This is a genomic window from Coriobacteriaceae bacterium (assembly GCA_025992705.1).
GTDB lineage: Bacteria > Actinomycetota > Coriobacteriia > Coriobacteriales > QAMH01 > QAMH01.
Window position 1 is genome coordinate 413,205 of record DAJPGJ010000001.1, and the last position, 17,413, is coordinate 430,617.

General features: G+C 58.6%; 13 protein-coding genes. 12 read left to right on the plus strand and 1 reads right to left on the minus strand.

Translation table 11 applies throughout. From position 1 onward, the window contains the following. Positions 1 to 325: 325 nt before the first annotated feature. From OIM11_01705 to OIM11_01740, 8 genes are all read left to right on the plus strand, one after another. The gene (locus tag OIM11_01705) at positions 326 to 1,588 is read left to right on the plus strand and encodes an MFS transporter (GenBank protein HJI99863.1); all 1,263 of its coding nucleotides are present in this window, start codon (positions 326 to 328) and stop codon (positions 1,586 to 1,588) included. 465 nt (positions 1,589 to 2,053) lie between these two features. Next, positions 2,054 to 4,429, plus strand: a complete 2,376-nt coding sequence (locus OIM11_01710; GenBank protein HJI99864.1) for a molybdopterin-dependent oxidoreductase — start codon at positions 2,054 to 2,056, stop codon at positions 4,427 to 4,429. Further along, a complete protein-coding gene (locus OIM11_01715; GenBank protein ID HJI99865.1) occupies positions 4,419 to 4,757 on the plus strand; it encodes a 4Fe-4S binding protein in 339 nt (112 codons plus the stop codon). Before OIM11_01710 ends, OIM11_01715 begins: the two co-directional genes overlap by 11 nt. A 74-nt stretch (positions 4,758 to 4,831) precedes the next feature. After that, the gene (locus OIM11_01720; protein ID HJI99866.1) at positions 4,832 to 7,201 is read left to right on the plus strand and encodes a molybdopterin-dependent oxidoreductase; all 2,370 of its coding nucleotides are present in this window, start codon (positions 4,832 to 4,834) and stop codon (positions 7,199 to 7,201) included. Beyond that, positions 7,191 to 7,529 (plus strand): 4Fe-4S binding protein, encoded by a 339-nt coding sequence (locus tag OIM11_01725; protein HJI99867.1) that lies wholly within the window; start codon positions 7,191 to 7,193, stop codon positions 7,527 to 7,529. The genes OIM11_01720 and OIM11_01725 overlap by 11 nt, the downstream gene beginning before the upstream one ends. A 197-nt stretch (positions 7,530 to 7,726) precedes the next feature. Continuing rightward, on the plus strand, positions 7,727 to 8,959 hold the full coding sequence (locus OIM11_01730) for an MFS transporter (GenBank protein HJI99868.1): 1,233 nt from the start codon (positions 7,727 to 7,729) through the stop codon (positions 8,957 to 8,959). A gap of 72 nt (positions 8,960 to 9,031) precedes the next feature. After that, on the plus strand, positions 9,032 to 10,417 hold the full coding sequence (locus tag OIM11_01735; GenBank protein ID HJI99869.1) for an MFS transporter: 1,386 nt from the start codon (positions 9,032 to 9,034) through the stop codon (positions 10,415 to 10,417). A gap of 252 nt (positions 10,418 to 10,669) precedes the next feature. Beyond that, positions 10,670 to 11,641 (plus strand): SMP-30/gluconolactonase/LRE family protein, encoded by a 972-nt coding sequence (locus OIM11_01740; protein HJI99870.1) that lies wholly within the window; start codon positions 10,670 to 10,672, stop codon positions 11,639 to 11,641. Between the two features lie 147 nt (positions 11,642 to 11,788). Here OIM11_01740 and OIM11_01745 read toward each other — a convergent pair whose 3' ends face one another. Then, positions 11,789 to 12,586: an SDR family oxidoreductase gene (locus OIM11_01745; GenBank protein ID HJI99871.1), complete on the minus strand. Its 798-nt coding sequence runs from the start codon at positions 12,584 to 12,586 to the stop codon at positions 11,789 to 11,791. Between the two features lie 623 nt (positions 12,587 to 13,209). On the opposite strand from OIM11_01745, the gene OIM11_01750 reads away from it, so the two are divergent. From OIM11_01750 to OIM11_01765, 4 genes are all read left to right on the plus strand, one after another. Further along, the gene (locus OIM11_01750) at positions 13,210 to 13,716 is read left to right on the plus strand and encodes an MOSC domain-containing protein (GenBank protein ID HJI99872.1); all 507 of its coding nucleotides are present in this window, start codon (positions 13,210 to 13,212) and stop codon (positions 13,714 to 13,716) included. A gap of 56 nt (positions 13,717 to 13,772) precedes the next feature. Then, positions 13,773 to 14,708 carry a cysteine synthase A gene (gene cysK / locus OIM11_01755; protein ID HJI99873.1) on the plus strand — a complete coding sequence of 312 codons (936 nt, stop codon included), beginning with the start codon at positions 13,773 to 13,775 and terminating at the stop codon, positions 14,706 to 14,708. A gap of 92 nt (positions 14,709 to 14,800) precedes the next feature. Continuing rightward, complete coding sequence (locus OIM11_01760; GenBank protein HJI99874.1) at positions 14,801 to 16,006, plus strand: SLC13 family permease; 1,206 nt, start codon at positions 14,801 to 14,803, stop codon at positions 16,004 to 16,006. A 251-nt stretch (positions 16,007 to 16,257) separates the two neighbouring features. Continuing rightward, entirely contained in the window at positions 16,258 to 17,364 is a 1,107-nt protein-coding gene (locus tag OIM11_01765; GenBank protein HJI99875.1) for an ABC transporter substrate-binding protein, read from the plus strand. Positions 17,365 to 17,413 lie beyond the last annotated feature (49 nt).

A 17,413-nucleotide genomic window follows, 5' to 3' on the forward strand; every position in this document is an offset into this window, starting at 1 on the left:
CCGGTAGCAACAGTCTGACGTGGTATTCAATTGCGATTCGGTGTAGGACGCCCCTGAATCGTCCAAACAGAATCATGGAGAACGAAAGAGATGATAGGTCAGAATGAGACTATAAACGAAATAGCAAAAGTGCATATATTCAATTCCAATTATGGCATCGCCTATCAATTCTCTTGCACTTTCGGCATACCCCAGCTTTCGTTATTGAAACATCGCATTTTTAGTATGCATCGCCATGTTGTTATACCTAGCTCGGTGGTTTGGATTGAGGAGAATCGAATAGTGCCACCCACGGTGCTATTCACAATCTAGGGAGAGGTGAACTATGACGGCTGCAACTGCTAACAAGGTCAATCAGCATATTGGCAAGCTGATGGTGCCTATCATGGCGATTTATGCGCTCGGCGCTTCGCAGGGTGGTATTAACGCTGGCATTGCTACGATGGGTGCTGCATTTCCGGAGGCCGGCGCAAACATCGCCTGCGTGGTCTCAATCGTTGCCCTTGGAATGATTCCGGCGGGCGCCATCACAGGAATTGTTTCGGGTAGGTACATCAAGTACCGCACGTCCATCCTCGTCGCGATCGTTCTGTACTTGATTTCGGGTCTTCTTCCCGTTTTCATGGGAGATTCGATGGGCTTCACCGGCCTGCTTGTATCGCGCTTCATTTTTGGCGTTGCGGTTGGCTGGTGCTATCCGCTTGCACAAGCTCTCGTCTTCAAGAGCGTTGACGATGAGCACCAGCGCGCAAAATGGCTCGGTATCGGCTGGGCTTTCGTGAATATCGGCTCGGCTCTGATGGAGCTTTTCGGAGGTTATCTGGCACTTGTCGGTTGGCAGATGTGCTTCTGGGTTTATGCCATCGGCATCATCCCCTTCATCTTCGTTCTTCTTTTCCTGAAGGAGCCTGAGACTGACGCCCAGCAGGCTGCGGAACGCGCCGCCGCTCATGGCACGACCGCAGGCAAGGCCCATATCCCCGCACTCGCGTTTGTCTACATGATCATGCTCACGCTCACGACCGGCTTCGCGATGCCGACGATTCTGTATTGCTCCTTCATCGTTCCCGATTCCGCTGTTGCGGGCATCACGCTTTCCGTCATGACGCTCGTTGGCGCGGTGTCCGGCTTCACCCTTGGTCCCGTGTATAAAGCCATCGGCAAGTGGACGCTTCCGGTTTCCGTCCTTGTGCTCGGCATCCTCTACTGCGTTGCCGCCGCCTTCTCGGCTGATTTCCAGATGATTCCTTATCTCATCGGCTTCCTTGCCGGTCACTGGGGCTTTGCAATCGTCATTCCGGCCACAGCGGATATGATCACCAACCTCACTCCGATCGGTGCTGCAACGCGCGCGATGGGCTGGAACACGGCTTTCCATCAGATTGGCTGCTTCATCGGCACGCCGGTTGGCGTCTTTGTCCTGGGTCTCGTAGGGAGCCAGAATCCCGTCGATTGCGTCATGCCGTGCTCCATTGCAATTGTCGTGCTTGGCGTCATCTACTGCATCATTGCTGCCTTCACCAAGATGGAGAAATACGGCGAGAACTATGAGATTGAGGCTGAGGCGAAAGCAAATACCGAGGTCTAGAGAACTCGTTCGAACACAGCCCGACATAAGCGGCTTTTATAAGCTAGCGAATTGCCAAGTGGACCCCCAGACTTCATCAGGTCTGGGGGTCCGTTTTTTTGAAAATCGGAGATCAGAATCAGAGAATCAGGGGTCTGTCCCCATCTTCCCACCAGCGGCGATGAGGGCCTGTTCCCGCTTTTCATTCTTCTGCGGCATATGGCGATGCGACGGGCGAATGACCGCCACGTAAATCATCATTTTTAATATGCAATTCCCCCTTCATATACTCCATCTGTTTGACAGCTGAATGCGTCGTCAATCGTGCGTCCATGTGACACAAACCACCACCTTGTGCACGCATGTGCCGTAGGAGTCGCAGGGACTTGGCGATCGAGCATGACATGCCACCCAAGAGGCATGTCGCGAATCGCGCATTCTGCAGTGTCGGAGTTGTTAGTTTGCACGAGAGTGAGAGGAGTGACGATGTCGGAAAACTACTACGAGAGCCATAAGGGCGAGTGGCAGTGGCAGGATGGCGAATACACCGTGACCCGCACCACTACCTGGTCGGGCCCCGGCTGCCATGACGGCTGCGGCGTTCTCTACTACACCGACAAGAACGGAAAGCTGGTAAAGGTCGAGGGCGATCCCGACAATCCCTTCAACCAAGGCACGCTGTGCATGCGCTGCCTCGAGATGCCCGAGTACGTCAACAACCCCACGCGCCTCGGCCATCCGATGAAGCGTGTCGGCGAGCGCGGCGAGAACAAGTGGGAAGAGATCAGCTGGGACGAGGCCCTCGATATCATCGAGGAGAAGGTTCGTGCCATCTGGAAAGACTATGGCCCCGAGGCCATCGTCGCTCATGTCGGCACCGGTCGCAATAACAACGATCACATTCCGTACATGACCTATTCGGCATTCGGCTCGCCCAACTTCTCGATGGGCTACCTTGCCGGTGACTCTTGCTTCTGCCCGCGTTCTGCCTCCATGGCGTCCATGAACGGCGATTTCTTTATTGCCGACATGTCTCAGCAGTTCGAGAGCCGCTATGACGAGGAGAACACCGAGTGGCGTTGCCCCGAGGTCATCGTGAACTGGGGCTGCAATGCTGTCGTTTCCAACTCGGATAACTTCTTCGGCCATTGGATCGTCGACTGCATGCAGCGCGGTGCCAAGATGATCACCGTCGATCCGGCTCTCACCTGGCTCGCGGCGCGTTCCGAGGTTTGGCTCCGCGTGCGTCCCGGTACCGATGCCGCCCTGGCCATGGCCATGATCCACGTCATCGCCAAGGAGAACCTCTACGATCACGACTTCGTCGAGAAGTGGTGCTACGGTTTTGATGAGCTCGTTGAGCGTTGCGAGGAGTGGACACCCGAAAAGGCCGCCGAGGTTTGCTGGGTCGAACCCGAGAAAATCGTTGCTGCTGCCCGCCTATATGCGCAGGCAAAGCCCGCCACCATCCAGTGGGGCCTCAAGGTCGATCAGACCACGAACGCCACCGCGACCGCAAACGCCATCAACGCCCTGTGGTCCATTACGGGCAACGTCGACATCCCTGGCGGCAACATCATCATCCGCAACGCCTACCAGCAGAACCTGTCCTACGGTTATAGCTATCGTGACCTCACCCCCGAGGTCCAGGCCAAGCGCCTCGGTTCCGAGTTCCCGCTCATGAGCCGCGCTGGCTATAGCTCCTCGGCCCATGCGGACTCCGTTCTCAAGACAATCGAGACCGCCGATCCGTATCCCATTCGCATGGTGTGGATGACCTCCACCAATCCCATCGCCAACATGGGTGCCGATGCTCCGCGTCTGTATCGTGCTCTGCGTAGCGTCGATTTCGTTGTCGTGAACGACTTGTTCATGACGCCCACCGCGGTCGCATTCGCCGATCTCGTCTTGCCTGCGGCCATGAGCCCCGAGCGCAATTCCCAGCGTTGCTGGTGGGTGCCTCATCGCACCATGGTCAAGGTCACGCAGCACGAGGAATGCGTGGGCGATGATGAGCTGGCTCTGATGGTCGGCAAGCGTCTGCATCCGGAGAACTTCCCCTGGAAAGATGGTGTCGAGTGGATTGATCACATCCTCCAGTACGAGACCGATGACAAGCTTCCGTACAAGACGCTCGAAGAGGGCAAGAAGCAGGTTTGGTCCTATCCGGACTTCGAGTACCGCAAGTACGAGAAGGGCCTTCTGCGCTTCGATGGCGGCCCCGGTTTCAACACCCCGACTGGGCGCATCGAGCTCTACAACACCAACATGATGCTGTGGGGTTACGACGCGTTGCCTGAGTTCAAGGAGCCCAGCTGCTCGCCGTACGAATCCCCCGAGCTCTACGAGAAGTACCCGTTCGTGCTCACGACAGGCGCCCGCTCCTATGAGTTCTTCCACTCCGAGCATCGCCAGGCCGGTACGACATCGCGTGAGATGCATCCGAATCCCATGTTCGAGATGAACCCCAAGGCCGCGAAGAATCTCGGAATCGAGGAAGGCGATTGGTGCTGGCTCGAAAACCAGCGTGGCCGCTGCCGCCAGAAGCTGCGTTTCAACCCGTCGCTCGACGAGCGTGTGGTCCGCGCCGAGCACGGCTGGTGGTTCCCCGAGACCGAGGGCGCCGAGCCCAACCTGTTTGGCGTGTTCGACTCCAACATCAACAACCTGACGCCGCAGTGCGAGAACGGCGACACGGGATTCGGTGCCCCGTATGCCAACCAGCTTTGCAAGGTCTACAAGTGCACCGAGGAGAACAGCAAGGTCATGCCGAGCTACCACGTGACGATGGAGGACGGCTACTCGAAGGACATCGACGAGTCCAACGGTGACGTGAAGGTGGGGAAAACTTATGAGCGCTAACGCATTGATGATCGACTACGAGTTCTGCACCGGCTGCCACGCCTGCGAGGTCGCCTGCAAGAAGCACCTCGAGGTCGGCGAGGGCCAGTACGGCATCCACGTCCTGCAGGACGGCCCCAGGGAGCTTCCCGACGGGCGCTGGGAGTACAACTTCCTGCCCATGCCCACGTCGCTTTGCGACATGTGCGCGGGAAGGATCGCCGAGGGCAAGGACGCCGCCTGCGTGCACCACTGCCCGGCGCACTGCATGTACTACGGCACGGCCGAGGAGATGGCGGCGCTGGCCGCCGGCAAGGCCAAGAGCGCGGTGTTCGTCCCCGTCGCCTAGTCGGAACACGAGCTGGGGGCGTCTCGTGACGCCCCCTCACTCTGTAGTAAAACGATTGAGAGGTTGAGACTTTCATGGCAAGCAAATACTACGAAGAGCATAAGGATGACGTCACCTGGCAAGATGGCGAATACACCGTGACCCGCACCACGACCTGGTCGGGCCCCGGCTGCCACGACGGCTGCGGCGTCCTCTACTACACCAAAAACGGAAAGCTCGAAAAGGTCGAGGGCGATCCGTATAACCCCTTCAACGGTGGCACCCTTTGCATGCGTTGTCTCGAGATGCCGGAGTTCGTCAATCATCCCCAACGTGTCACCTCGCCCCTCAAGCGCGTGGGCGAGCGTGGCGAGAACAAGTGGGAAGAGATCTCCTATGACGAGGCATACGACATCATCGAGGAGAAGGTCCGCGAGATCTGGCGTGACTACGCCCCCGAATCCATTTCCTGCATGATGGGCACTGGCCGTAATGCTTGCTGGCAGGTTCCTTATCTCTGCTATTCGGCATTCGGTTCGCCCAACTTCTGCCTTGGCTTCCTGTCTGGCGAATCCTGCTTCCAGCCTCGTTCCGCTGCGATGGCGTCCATGAACGGCGACTTCTTGATTGCTGACATGTCGCAGCAGTTCGAGAGCCGCTATGACGAGGAGAACACCGAGTGGCGCGTCCCCGAGGTCATCATGATTTGGGGCAACAATCCTGTCAGGTCGAACTCGGACAACTTCTACGGCGGCTGGGTCGTCGACTGCATGCAGCGCGGCTCCAAACTCATCACCATCGATCCTTCGCTCACCTGGCTCGCGTCACGTTCCGAGCATTGGCTGCGCCTACGCCCCGGTACCGATGGCGCGCTGGCTCTCGGCATGCTCCACGTCATCATCGAGGAGGACCTCTACGATCACGACTTCGTCGAGAAGTGGACCTATGGATTCGACGAGCTGCGCGAGCGCTGCAAGGATTGGACGCCCAAGAAGGTTTCCGAGATTTGCTGGATTCCGGAAGAGGAGATCGTTGCGGCTGCCCGTATGTACGCGCAGGCAAAGCCCGCCACCATCCAGTGGGGTCTCCCGATTGATCAAGCGGTCTGGGGTATTCCGTCGGCCATGGCCATCAACGCCCTGTGGACCATCACGGGCAACGTCGACATCCCTGGCGGCAACATCATCATCCGCAACGCATTTGACCAGAACGTCTCCTACAACTATGGCTTCAACAACCTTGCTCCCGAGGTCCAGGCAAAGCGCATCGGCGCCGAGTATCCCCTCATGGCCAAGGCGGGCTTCAGCTCCACGGCCCATTCCGACTCCATTCTGAAGGCCATCGAAACCGGCGACCCGTACCCCATCAAGATGCTCTGGCTGCAGTCGACCAACCCCATCGCCAACATGGGCTCGGATGCTCCGCGTATCTACCGTGCGGTAAAGTCCCTCGACTTCGTAGTCGTGGTCGACATGTACATGACGCCTACCGCGGTCGCATTCGCCGACCTGTTCCTGCCGTGTGCCATGAGCTGCGAGCGTGATAGCCAGCGCGTGTGGTGGGTCCCGCTGCGCGGCATGAAGAAGGTCACGCAGTTTGGCGAGGTCAAGTCCGATGAGGACATCATCATCGATTTGGGCAAGCGCTTGCACCCGGAGAACTTCCCGTTTGACAACGAGATCGAGTGGGCTGACAACATCCTCAAGAACGAGACGCCCGCCTATGGTGGAGATTTCGACCAGCTCGTCAACCATGACGTGTGGAAGTATCCCGAGTTCCATTACCGCAAGTACGAGATTGGCGAGGGCCGCTACGACGGCCAGGTCGGTTTCAACACTCCGACAGGTCGTGTCGAGCTCTACAACACGACCATGATGCTGTGGGGCTACGATCCGCTGCCTGATTGGGAGGAGCCGACGAGCTCTCCGTACCGTACGCCGGAGCTCTTCGAGAAGTACCCGTTCGTGCTCACGACGGGCGCCCGCTCCTTCGAGTTCTTCCACTCCGAGAATCGTCAGCCCAACACCACCTCGCGCGAGCTGCATCCCATGCCCAAGTTCGAGATGAGCAAGAATGCGGCCGAAAAGCTCGGTCTGGAAGATGGCGAGTGGTGCTGGCTCGAGAATCAGCATGGCCGCTGCCGCCAGATTCTGCGCATCAATCCGTCGCTCGACGACCGTGTGGTCCGCGCCGAGCACGGCTGGTGGTTCCCCGAGACCGAGGGCGCCGAGCCCAACCTGTTCGGCACCTTTGATTCCAACATCAACAACCTGATCCCGCAGTGCGATAACGGTGTCACCGGCTACGGAGCACCCTATAAGAACCAGCTTTGCAAGGTCTACAAGTGCACCGAGGAGAACAGCAAGGTCATGCCTGGTTATCACGTGACGAGGGAAGATGGTTATTCCAAGGACATCGACGAGTCCAACGGTGACGTGAAAGTAGGTATGACGTATGAGCGCTAACGCATTGATGATCGACTACGAGTTCTGCACCGGCTGCCACGCCTGCGAGGTCGCCTGCAAGAAGCACCTCGAGGTCGGCGAGGGCCAGTACGGCATCCACGTCCTGCAGGACGGCCCCAGGGAGCTTCCCGACGGGCGCTGGGAGTACAACTTCCTGCCCATGCCCACGTCGCTTTGCGACATGTGCGCAGGGCGCATCGCCGAGGGCAAGGACGCCGCCTGCGTGCACCACTGCCCGGCGCACTGCATGTACTACGGCACGGCCGAGGAGATGGCGGCGCTGGCCGCCGGCAAGGCCAAGAGCGCGGTGTTCGTCCCCGTCGCCTAGCGTGTCGTAAGGCCTAGGGCGCTAGGCTCATGGCCGGGGCTAGCAATCGGGGGACAGACCCTTTATTCCGTCGCCAGCGGGAAAAGGGGGACAGACCTTCGATTGCCTGAAGCAGGACCGTCTCGCTTGATAGTGGCGGGGCGGTCCTGCTCCTTATTCAGCTAGACATGAACATCCGATTTGATGAGAGGCGGATTATGAGCAATACCGCTGAACCGGCGGGAAAGGCCGGTCCATACCAAAACGTCTTCGTCGTCGCGATCGTGCTGTTCCTGGTGGCGACGGCGGTCACCATCATGCAGTACAAAATCCCGACGATCATGGTTCCCATCATGGAGCAGTTTGCAATCGATGCAAACACGGCTGCATGGACCATGTCCATCTTCACGTTTACGGGCATAGTCCTTGCGTTGCCCGTGGGCATGCTTTCCAGGAAGTTTGGTCCCAAGAACCTGATCATCGCTGCGCTCATCCTGGATATCGTCGCCAGCGTGGCGGGGGCCTTCGTCAGCGACATCGCCCTGCTGCTCGTGACTCGCGCGCTCGAGGGAGCCGCCCTGGTCTGCGTCATCGCGTGTGGACCGGTCGTGTTGCAGCAGACGGTCGATCCGGCCCGCATGGGCATCGCCACTGGCATCTGGATGCTTGGCGGCATGCTGGGTGCCACTTTCGGTGGCATCTTCACGCCGCTGCTGTACTACAACACGGGCTTTGCCGGCCTGTGGATTGGCTACGCGGTTTTCGCCGCCATCGCCCTGATTGCCTTCGTACTCGTCATCAAGATGCCTCCCGTTGACACGAGTGCGGCCGAACAGGTGGCGCTTGCCAATGCGGACAAGACCTTCGGTGAACGCTTTAAAACGGAATATCGCGTCTTCTTCAAGCCGAACACCTGGCTGTTCTATCTGCCGCATGCCATTTTCCAGATTTTGCTCCTCGCCGTGCTTTCGTTTGCGCCTACTGCTTTGCAGCAGCAGGGGATGGATCCGGCGCTTTCCGGTCTGGTGAGCACCATTCCGATGCTTCTCGCCATCATCTCGTCGCTTGCGTTTGGTGCCATTTCTGACGCGATGCATCGCTGCAAGCCGCTCGTGATTATCGGTATCGTCTCCATGGCAATTTGCACGCCCATCATGCTCAACGTCACAGGCCCCGTCTTCTGGGGAACGCTCGTGGTCATGGGCTTGCTCTCCATGGGCATGCCCACCGTTGTCATCGCGGCATATCCGCAGGTGCTGGGCGATCCCAAGCTCATGACCGTTGGCATGGGCGTTTTGCTGCTCGTGCAGAGCATCGGCCAGTTCCTGGGCTCCCTTGTTCCGGGCATGCTGTTGGGTCCCGACATTTCGAACTGGTTTGTCTGTGGTGCGGTTTTGTGTGTGCTGGGCCTTGTCGGCGGCCTTTCGGCAATCCTCTGCAAATTCAAGTAACCGCAGGTGGGAAGAAGGGGACAGACCCCTGATTGCCGATGAGTCCATGTCGGGGAGGAGCGTTATAGCGCGATGGGTGGCGTGAACCGCGGCGACCGGACGATGCTCGCCGTTCTCATTGGCATGGGCTTCGTCGCCGCATTCAATGAGAACACGGTCAACGTCGCTCTCGTCTACATCCAGGCGGAGTTCGATGTCTCGAGCGTCGCATCGCAGTGGCTGGTGACGGGCTACATGATCGTCTCCGCGATAACGAGCGCGATCTGTGCGTTCCTGCAGCATCGCTTTCCCCTGCGCCGCATCGTCTTTGCCGCTGGGATTGTCTTCGTGGCAACTTCGTTCGCGGCGATGCTGGCGCCGGGCTATCCGCTTCTCCTGACCTTTCGGTTGCTGCAAGCGATCGGCACGGGGCTCTTCGTTCCCATCATGGTGACGACAATACTGAAGGTGACGCCACGCGAGCAGATGGGGACGGTGCTCTCGGTCGGAAACATGTGCCTGACGCTCGGCCCGGCGCTCGGACCGGTCGTGACAGGCGCCATGATCTCGCTTTTGGGCTGGCGCACCGTCTTTCTCCCCGGCGCCATCGTCATGGCGCTCTTGCTGGTGGCAGCGGTGTTCTTCGTATCCAACGTGCACGAGACAGCTGCGAGCAGGCTCGACGCGCCCTCGGTTTTCCTCGCATCGGTTGGGCTCACTTTCTTCATGTACGGGCTTACCCAGATATGCTCGGACATCGTCATGAGCGCCTGCACCCTCGCGATAGGCATCGTGTTCCTGGGAGTCTTCGCACGCAGACAGCATCGCATCCCCGACCCGTTTCTTAATCTATCCCCGTTTACCAATCCTGCGTATGTACTTGCTTGCCTAATGCTTGGGATTGCAATGATGACTTCGTTTTCCACGACGGTTCTGCTGCCGCAATACCTGCAGGAGGGCCTTGACGTGTCGGCGCTGGTGACCGGGACGCTCATCTTGCTGCCCGTCATGTGCAACGTCGCGTTCAGCGTTCTGGGAGGGCGCCTGTTCGACACCCATGGCGAGACGCCGTTGTTGCCATTGGGATATCTTCTCATGGCAATTGGGATGCTCGTGATGTGCTTGGCAGGACGAGGGCTTTCGCTGGTATTCGTGATCACGGGTGCCTGCGTCACATTCGTTGCCTTGGGACTCGTCTACACCGCGACGCAGGCGGCGGGACTCAAGCGCTTGTCCCAGGCCGAGCACGCACACGGCGTCTCGATCATGAACGTTCTGGTGATGGTGGCCGGCGCTCTGGGAACCTCGCTATATGGTGGGGTTGCCCAGGCGGGCACGGGCGGAGCGATTGCACGTGGGATTTCGGAAGGCGCGGCCCAGGGAGCCGGTTTTGGCGATGCGATGATCCTCGGCACCGCGCTTGCGGCTGGTGCTCTCGTCCTCGCCCTCATCCTCGGCAAGAAGCGCGCTGGGAATTAGGGGACAGACCCTTCCTTGTCGCCGGTGGCAACAAGGGGACAGACCCTCTTTGGTGGACCTTTTTGGCATGTGGAGACACGGCGATGATTACGAAAACGAATGCCCTCTCGCAAATCGGCATGGGACATTCGGCGCTGCATTCCTCATTTGGAGACCCTTGCAAGCGGATACTGAATTGGAATTATCTCCATTCTGCATAAATCTCCTATGCTTTTCCCAATGTTGGTCGAAAGACTTAGAGAGGGAGGGAAAATGAAGAAAAACATTTTCGCTTTAGCGGCCGCCATTGGTCTGACGATTGCTCTTGGAGCAAGTCTGGTTGGATGTGGTGGATCATCGGGTGGAAGCAACGCTGCATCTGATGCCAGTGCACCCATCAAAGCGGACGCTAAGTGGGAAAAGGTTGCGACCGTTCCCGACACGGCCATTATCGAGGGCATGAACTTTCGTGATGGTGAGCTCTGGTTCATCGACGTCGGCACGTCGCGTATCTTCAAGCTCGTAGGCGATGAGGTGCAGACCGTATACGCTGATCCCGAGAAAAAGGCCATGCCCAATGGTGCCAAGTTCATCGACGAAAACACGCTTCTCATCACCGACCGTGCGCAAGGACTTTGCACCTATGACGTGAACACCGGTGAGTACACGGTGAAGGTCTCTGGTGTTGACGGCCAGAACTTCCTCGGTCTGAATGACATCGTGCTTGATGGCCAGGGCGGTGCCTACTTCACTGATCCGGGTCAGTCCGACTACCTCAATCCTGAGGGCAGTGTCTACTATGTGAATTACGGCGATGGCAGTTACAAGGTCGAGAAGTATGCCGGCAACTTTGCGTATCCCAACGGCATCACCATCTCGCCCGATGGAAAGTTCCTGTACGTGGCGGAGTTCAACACCAACTCCATCGTGCTCGTGCCTTCCAAGACCTACACCGATAAGAAGGACACGCCCTACGTCTTTGCTCGCCTGAACGGTGGCCATGGTCCTGATGGCGTTCTCACCGATGAGGCTGGCAACGTTTACGCCGCCCACCTCAATGCCGGTGAGATGGTCGCGGTTTCGCCCAACGGTTTCGAGATTGGTGCCTGGAAGCTTCCCGAAGGCGCTACTGACCTCGTCAGCAATTTGTGCATCGGCCCGGATGGCTACATGTACATGACCGAGTTTGGCAGCGGTACGATCTGGAAGATCCCCACCAGCGCAAAGCCGAATCCTCTGGCGTAATTCATATAACAGAAAGGCTTTCGAGAGGGTGCTGCGCGTGCGGCACCCTCCTTTTTCATGATATGGCAATAAGGGGACAGACCCCCGATTGACGGAAAGAAGCGAATCCGCCAGCGTTCCTTCGCAGGCTTCGAAGGAATACTCGGTCTAAAATCCCCGTTGAGAGGCATCGATGATCAGGGAAGCTCCGCTGGTATAGGAAGACTCATCTGACAGCAGATACAACGCCCCATAGGCCATCTCGAGAGCCGTAGCGGCGCGACCCGCTGGAAGCCGCTCGACGATGGCGTCAAAGCCCGCAGTTCCCGGCCCGGTGAGCACCATTTCGGTTTCCACGAGCCCAGGGCACAAGTTGTTAATGCGGATGCCCTTGCCGATGAACTCCTTGGCGATGCAGTGGGTCATATGGTTGACGCCAGCCTTCACGAAGCAGTACAGCGCGCCACCAGGTACATCATTGTCAATGGCGGCGAGGGAGGTGCAATTGCAAATCGCGCCTCCGCCCTGGCGTTCCATCTGGGGGATGACGAGTTGCATCATGCGCAGGTAGGAGTAGCCGTCCAAGTCGGTGAACCTGTCCCAATCCTCCCGTGTGAGTTCCAGCGTCGGCTTCGATATGAGGCAGCCGGCGTTGTTGAGCAGGCCGTCGATAGAGCCAAAGGCCTTGAGGGTGCCGTCAACGATGGCCTGGCGATCGGCTTCCTTCGTGATGTCGGCGTTTACGAAAACGGCTTGCCCGCCGTCGCGCCTGATGCGGTCCACCACGGCTGCACCCGCGTCTTTGCGACGGCCGACCACCGTCACCTTTGCCCCTTCCCAAGCAAAGAGGATGGCGCACGCCTTTCCTATGCCCGAAGTGGACCCCGTGACAATCACGACCTTGTCCTTCAATCGTCCTGAAGCGGGTCGAAGGTCGGTCACATCCGGTTCTTTTCGCACGTCCATGAAATGTCCTCCTCAGGAATCCGGTGGTGAATTGATTCACGTCGATTCTAAGGTCCTGAACTGGCATTTCCCTCATTCGACTCTGGAATGGGAACCGGGGGACAGACCCCCGATTGCGACCCTCGATTGTCGGAATACATCCTGCAGCTTTGGCACAACGTTTCCGTTGGCATTTCGCTCACAATCGAACGGGCTCGCATCTATGTCGCCTCAGCCGTGATATAGTTGTACTAGCATCTCGCGCTTGGCGCGAGGGCAGCCAAGCGCGCGGGGATGTCCCCGCGCATTTTGTTTATCAGGAGGGTGGGAGTGTCGGGTACTCTTCAAGCTCTTTGGTGGCCGCCGTTCCTTCAAGGCCAATCACCTCAAGCAGATGCGTAAGAAGCTGCACCATTAATTGACATTTCCAACCTAATCACCTGTCCTTTGTGTCACTCCGGGGACACCTTTCTCAATGCCGCATATGAACTCTCTATTCCTTTTCGCGAATAAAGCGCTATACTCTGCTCACGCCATGATTTGCCCGAAGGCCGTCGTGCAGCGGCCTAGGGAACACCCATTGGTTGCACCGGGTGCATCGAGGTGGCGCACGATGCATCGCCTCTCGCAAAGGAGCGTGCAACATGGGCACCGTCAAAGCCGTTTGCACCAGCACCGTCAAGGGCATTCAAAAATCCGAGCAGCAGCATATCGACCTCATTCCCGATTGGGGCATCGAGGATGATGCCCATGCCGGCCCATGGCATCGTCAGGTGAGCCTTCTCGGCTACGAGCGCATCGAGGCTTTCAAGAGGCTCGGCGCCGATGTAGAGAACGGTTCGTTTGGCGAGAACATCATCGTCGAGGGCTTCGACCTTAAATCGCTTCCCGTCGGCACGCGTTTTGTCGTGGGCGACGCGGTGCTGGAACTCACGCAGGTCGGCAAGCAGTGTCACAAGCACTGCGCGATCTACCACAAGATGGGGGACTGCATCATGCCGCGTGAAGGCGTATTCTGCAAGGTGATTAAAGGGGGACGCGTCTGTGCGGGCGACGCCTTCGACATCATTGGCGAGGTACCCGCTGCCTCTTCGTACGACCCCTACGATATCCACGCATCGCGCCTCGAGACCTCATCGGCGGTCGCCTAATTGGTACTAGAATGCACGTATGCATAACGGAAATCACGAAAAGGGAGGAATATCCCATGCGCATACACAAGAACGTCTTTGAGCTCATTGGCAACACGCCGCTTGTCGAGCTGACGAATTACGAGAACAATCACGGCCTGGGCGCCAGGCTCATCGGCAAGGTCGAGTACTTCGAGCCTGCCGGCTCGATCAAGGACCGCATCGCGAAGGCCATGATCGACGAGGCCGAGGCAAACGGCCTGTTCGATGCCGACACGGTCATCATTGAGCCTACGAGCGGCAACACCGGCATTGGCCTTGCCGCCATCGCTGCCGCTCGAGGCAACCGCATCATCATCACGATGCCCGATACCATGTCTGTCGAGCGGCGCAATCTCATGCGCGCCTATGGTGCAGAGCTTGTGCTCACGCCTGGCGCAGACGGCATGAAGGGCGCCATCGCAAAGGCCGAGGAGCTTGCCGCGGAAATCCCGAACTCGTTCATTCCCTCCCAGTTCACCAACCCGGCCAACCCGGCGATTCACTATCGTACGACGGGCCCCGAGATCTGGGAGGCTACGGACGGCAAGGTTGACATTCTGGTTGCCGGTGTTGGGACGGGTGGCACGATCAGCGGCACGGGCGCGTATCTGAAGGAGCAGAACCCGGACGTGCGGGTCGTTGCCGTGGAGCCGGCGGACTCGCCCGTACTCTCGGAAGGCCGAAGCGGATCGCACGGCATACAGGGCATCGGCGCCGGTTTCGTGCCCGAGACGCTCGACACGGACGTCTACGATGAGGTCATCACAATCACCAACGAGGAGGCCTTCGAGGCGGGTCGTGAGCTTGCTGCTCATGATGGTCTGCTCGTTGGCATCTCGTCCGGTGCCGCCGTTGCCGCTGCAACGAAGCTCGCCCAACGCCCCGAGAACGCCGGCAAGAACATCGTGGTGATTCTGCCCGACACCGGCGAGCGCTACCTCAGCTCCGCCATGTTCGACTTTGGGGAGTAAATATCGTCAGCAGTGGGACAAATGACTTGTCCATTTGTCCCATGCGATAGCGTCTATAATGGCGTCCGAAAATCTCTGAGACGGAGGGCGTCGTGCGCTTGCGATACCGATTGATGCAGCTGCTGCGCAGGCACTGGATGCTTGGCACCGCGGCGTTTGTCGCCCTCGTTTCCATGTTCTTCGTGCCGCCTGACGGGGCGTATCTCGGCTACTTTGACTGGAAGACCATCGGATGCCTGTTCTGCGTGCTGGCTGTTGCGAGCGCGTTGCGAAACGCAGGTGTCTTCGACTGGGCCGCCCGCGCCGCCATCGCGCGCTTCGGAAGTCCGCGCAAGCTGGCGATGACGCTCGTGCTCGTCACGGCCGCGTTTTCGATGGCGTTTACCAACGACGTCGCGCTCGTCATCATGCTGCCGCTCTCGGTGGCCGCTCTTGTCGAGTCCGGCCAACCACGGCTCGTGCCCGCCGTCTTCGCGTTGCAGGCGCTCGCGGCGAACCTCTGCGGCATGGTGACGCCGTTCGGAAATCCCCAGAACATCTATCTTTACTCCTACTTCCACGTTGAGCTGGGCGAATTCCTCATGACGATGGCCATGCCGTTTCTCCTGTCCGTCGTGGGTGTCGTCTTCGCGACTTGGTTCATGACGGGACGTGGCATTGTCGAAGACGACAGCGTTTCGATGCAGCCGCAACAGGGCACGTCAGACGAGGACGTCATGGCCCCCGCGGCTTCAGCCGCGATGCTCGACCGACGACGCCTCATAGTCTACGTGCCGCTCTTCGTCATCGCGCTACTCGCGGTCTTTCGCGTAATCCCCTTTGGCATTGCCGTCATCATCGTAATCGTGGCGCTTCTCATTCTCGATCGTGATGCGTTGCTTAAGGTCGACTATCCGCTGCTCGCTACGTTCCTCTGTTTCTTCGTCTTTGCAGGGAACATGGCGCGCATCCCGGTGCTGGAGGAAGCGCTTCAGCCGCTCATGGGACAGTGGGGCTTGCTCACCTCCGCTTTGACCAGCCAGGTCATCAGCAACGTGCCCGCCGCGGTGCTGCTCTCGCACTTTGCCGACGCGTGGCAACCGCTGCTCATCGGCGTGAATATCGGGGGAGCGGGCACCTTTGTGGGATCGCTCGCGAGCCTCATCGCGATTCGCCACTTTGCCATCGCGCGCACGATGGTCCCGCGCCTACGTGAGCCGGATGCGCCGGACACGGCGTCCTTCCTTCGTCTCTTCGGCATCGTGAACGGCGCGTTCTTCATCGCGCTGCTTATCATCTGCCAGCTTGCGCTAGCATAATACGGCAAGCTGGCAACAGGGGGACAGACCCCCGAACCCAAAGCTGACAATAGGGGGACAGACCCCCGAACCCCTGACCCCCGCCCCCCCCCCCCTCCTTGCGCACGCACGATACTGCACCAAACCGATTACCGACATTCATCTACCATTAGCATTAATCCAATAGAGACATTTTGCACTTAACTATTTGCATGCGTCCAATAGATGCTATAGTCTCCGCGCTCAGTCACGATTCACGAAAGGGAGACCACATGAAAATAAGCAAGAAGATTGGAGTGTTGGTAGCCGCTCTTGCCATGAGCGCCCTGCTGACCGTGTCTCTCGTTGGTTGCGGTGGCTCAGGCCAAGGCAGCAACAACGATTTCATGGAAAAGGGCGATGGCGAGCATCTGGTATGCGCCGTCACCGGCAAGCTCATCAAGATTGCTCCGGCCATTCTCGCCGATCAGCTTGGCTACTTCGAGGAGGAGGGCTGCGACGTCGAGTTCCAGACCGTCGCACTCGCCGATGCCATGGCCTCGATGTCCGTCAACAAGCTCGACATCGACCTCTTCGGCATTGTCCCGGCATGCTCCTATGTGTCGCAGGGTATTCCCATCTACGTCTTCGGCGGCACCATTCTCGATGGTTCGGAGTTCATTTCCACCACCGGTTTCAATCGCGACCTCAAGACTGCCGAGGACTTCCGCGGTCTCAAGATTGCCTGCCAGCGCGAGGAGAGCGGCCAGATCTACCTGAAGGCCTATCTCCAAGACAACGGCCTTGAGCTGGGCAAGGACGTCGAGTTCGAGTACGTCGATAATCCCACCACGGCTCTCGAGGGTCTGCGTTCGGGTCAGTGCGACCTGTTCATCGCCAACAATGCCATGGGCTACACCTATTCAACCTCCATGGATGACATCAAGGTCGCTGGTGCACCTGCGGACGTGACGGGCGATTATCCGTGCTGCCGCCAGAACTGCTCCGACGACGCCTATCACAACAAGTTCCAGTCCCTCGTTGACTTCGAGGTCGCCCTCATTCGCGGCTATGACTATTACCTCAACAACAAGGAAGACGTCATCAAGCGCATGGTCGATTACTCCGCCCAGACCCCCGAGTACGTCGAGGCGGCCCTCTACGGCACCGATTCCTATCGCAACATGATGGACCTCACGCCCGATCCCCATACCAACGAGATTGTGGACTATTACAAGGCCATGCTCTCCATCGGCGAGATCGAGGGCGACGAGAACGCGATGGATCAGTACGCCACGAGTGAGGTCTACAAGCGCGCTCTCGATCGTCTGGTTTCGCAGTATCCCGACAACCAGACCTATCAGAAGCTTGCCGCCGACTTTGCCATCTACAACAGCTAAGTCCCTTTCGGCTGTCAGCGTTGCCCCCAGGGCGGTCCTGTTTGCGCAG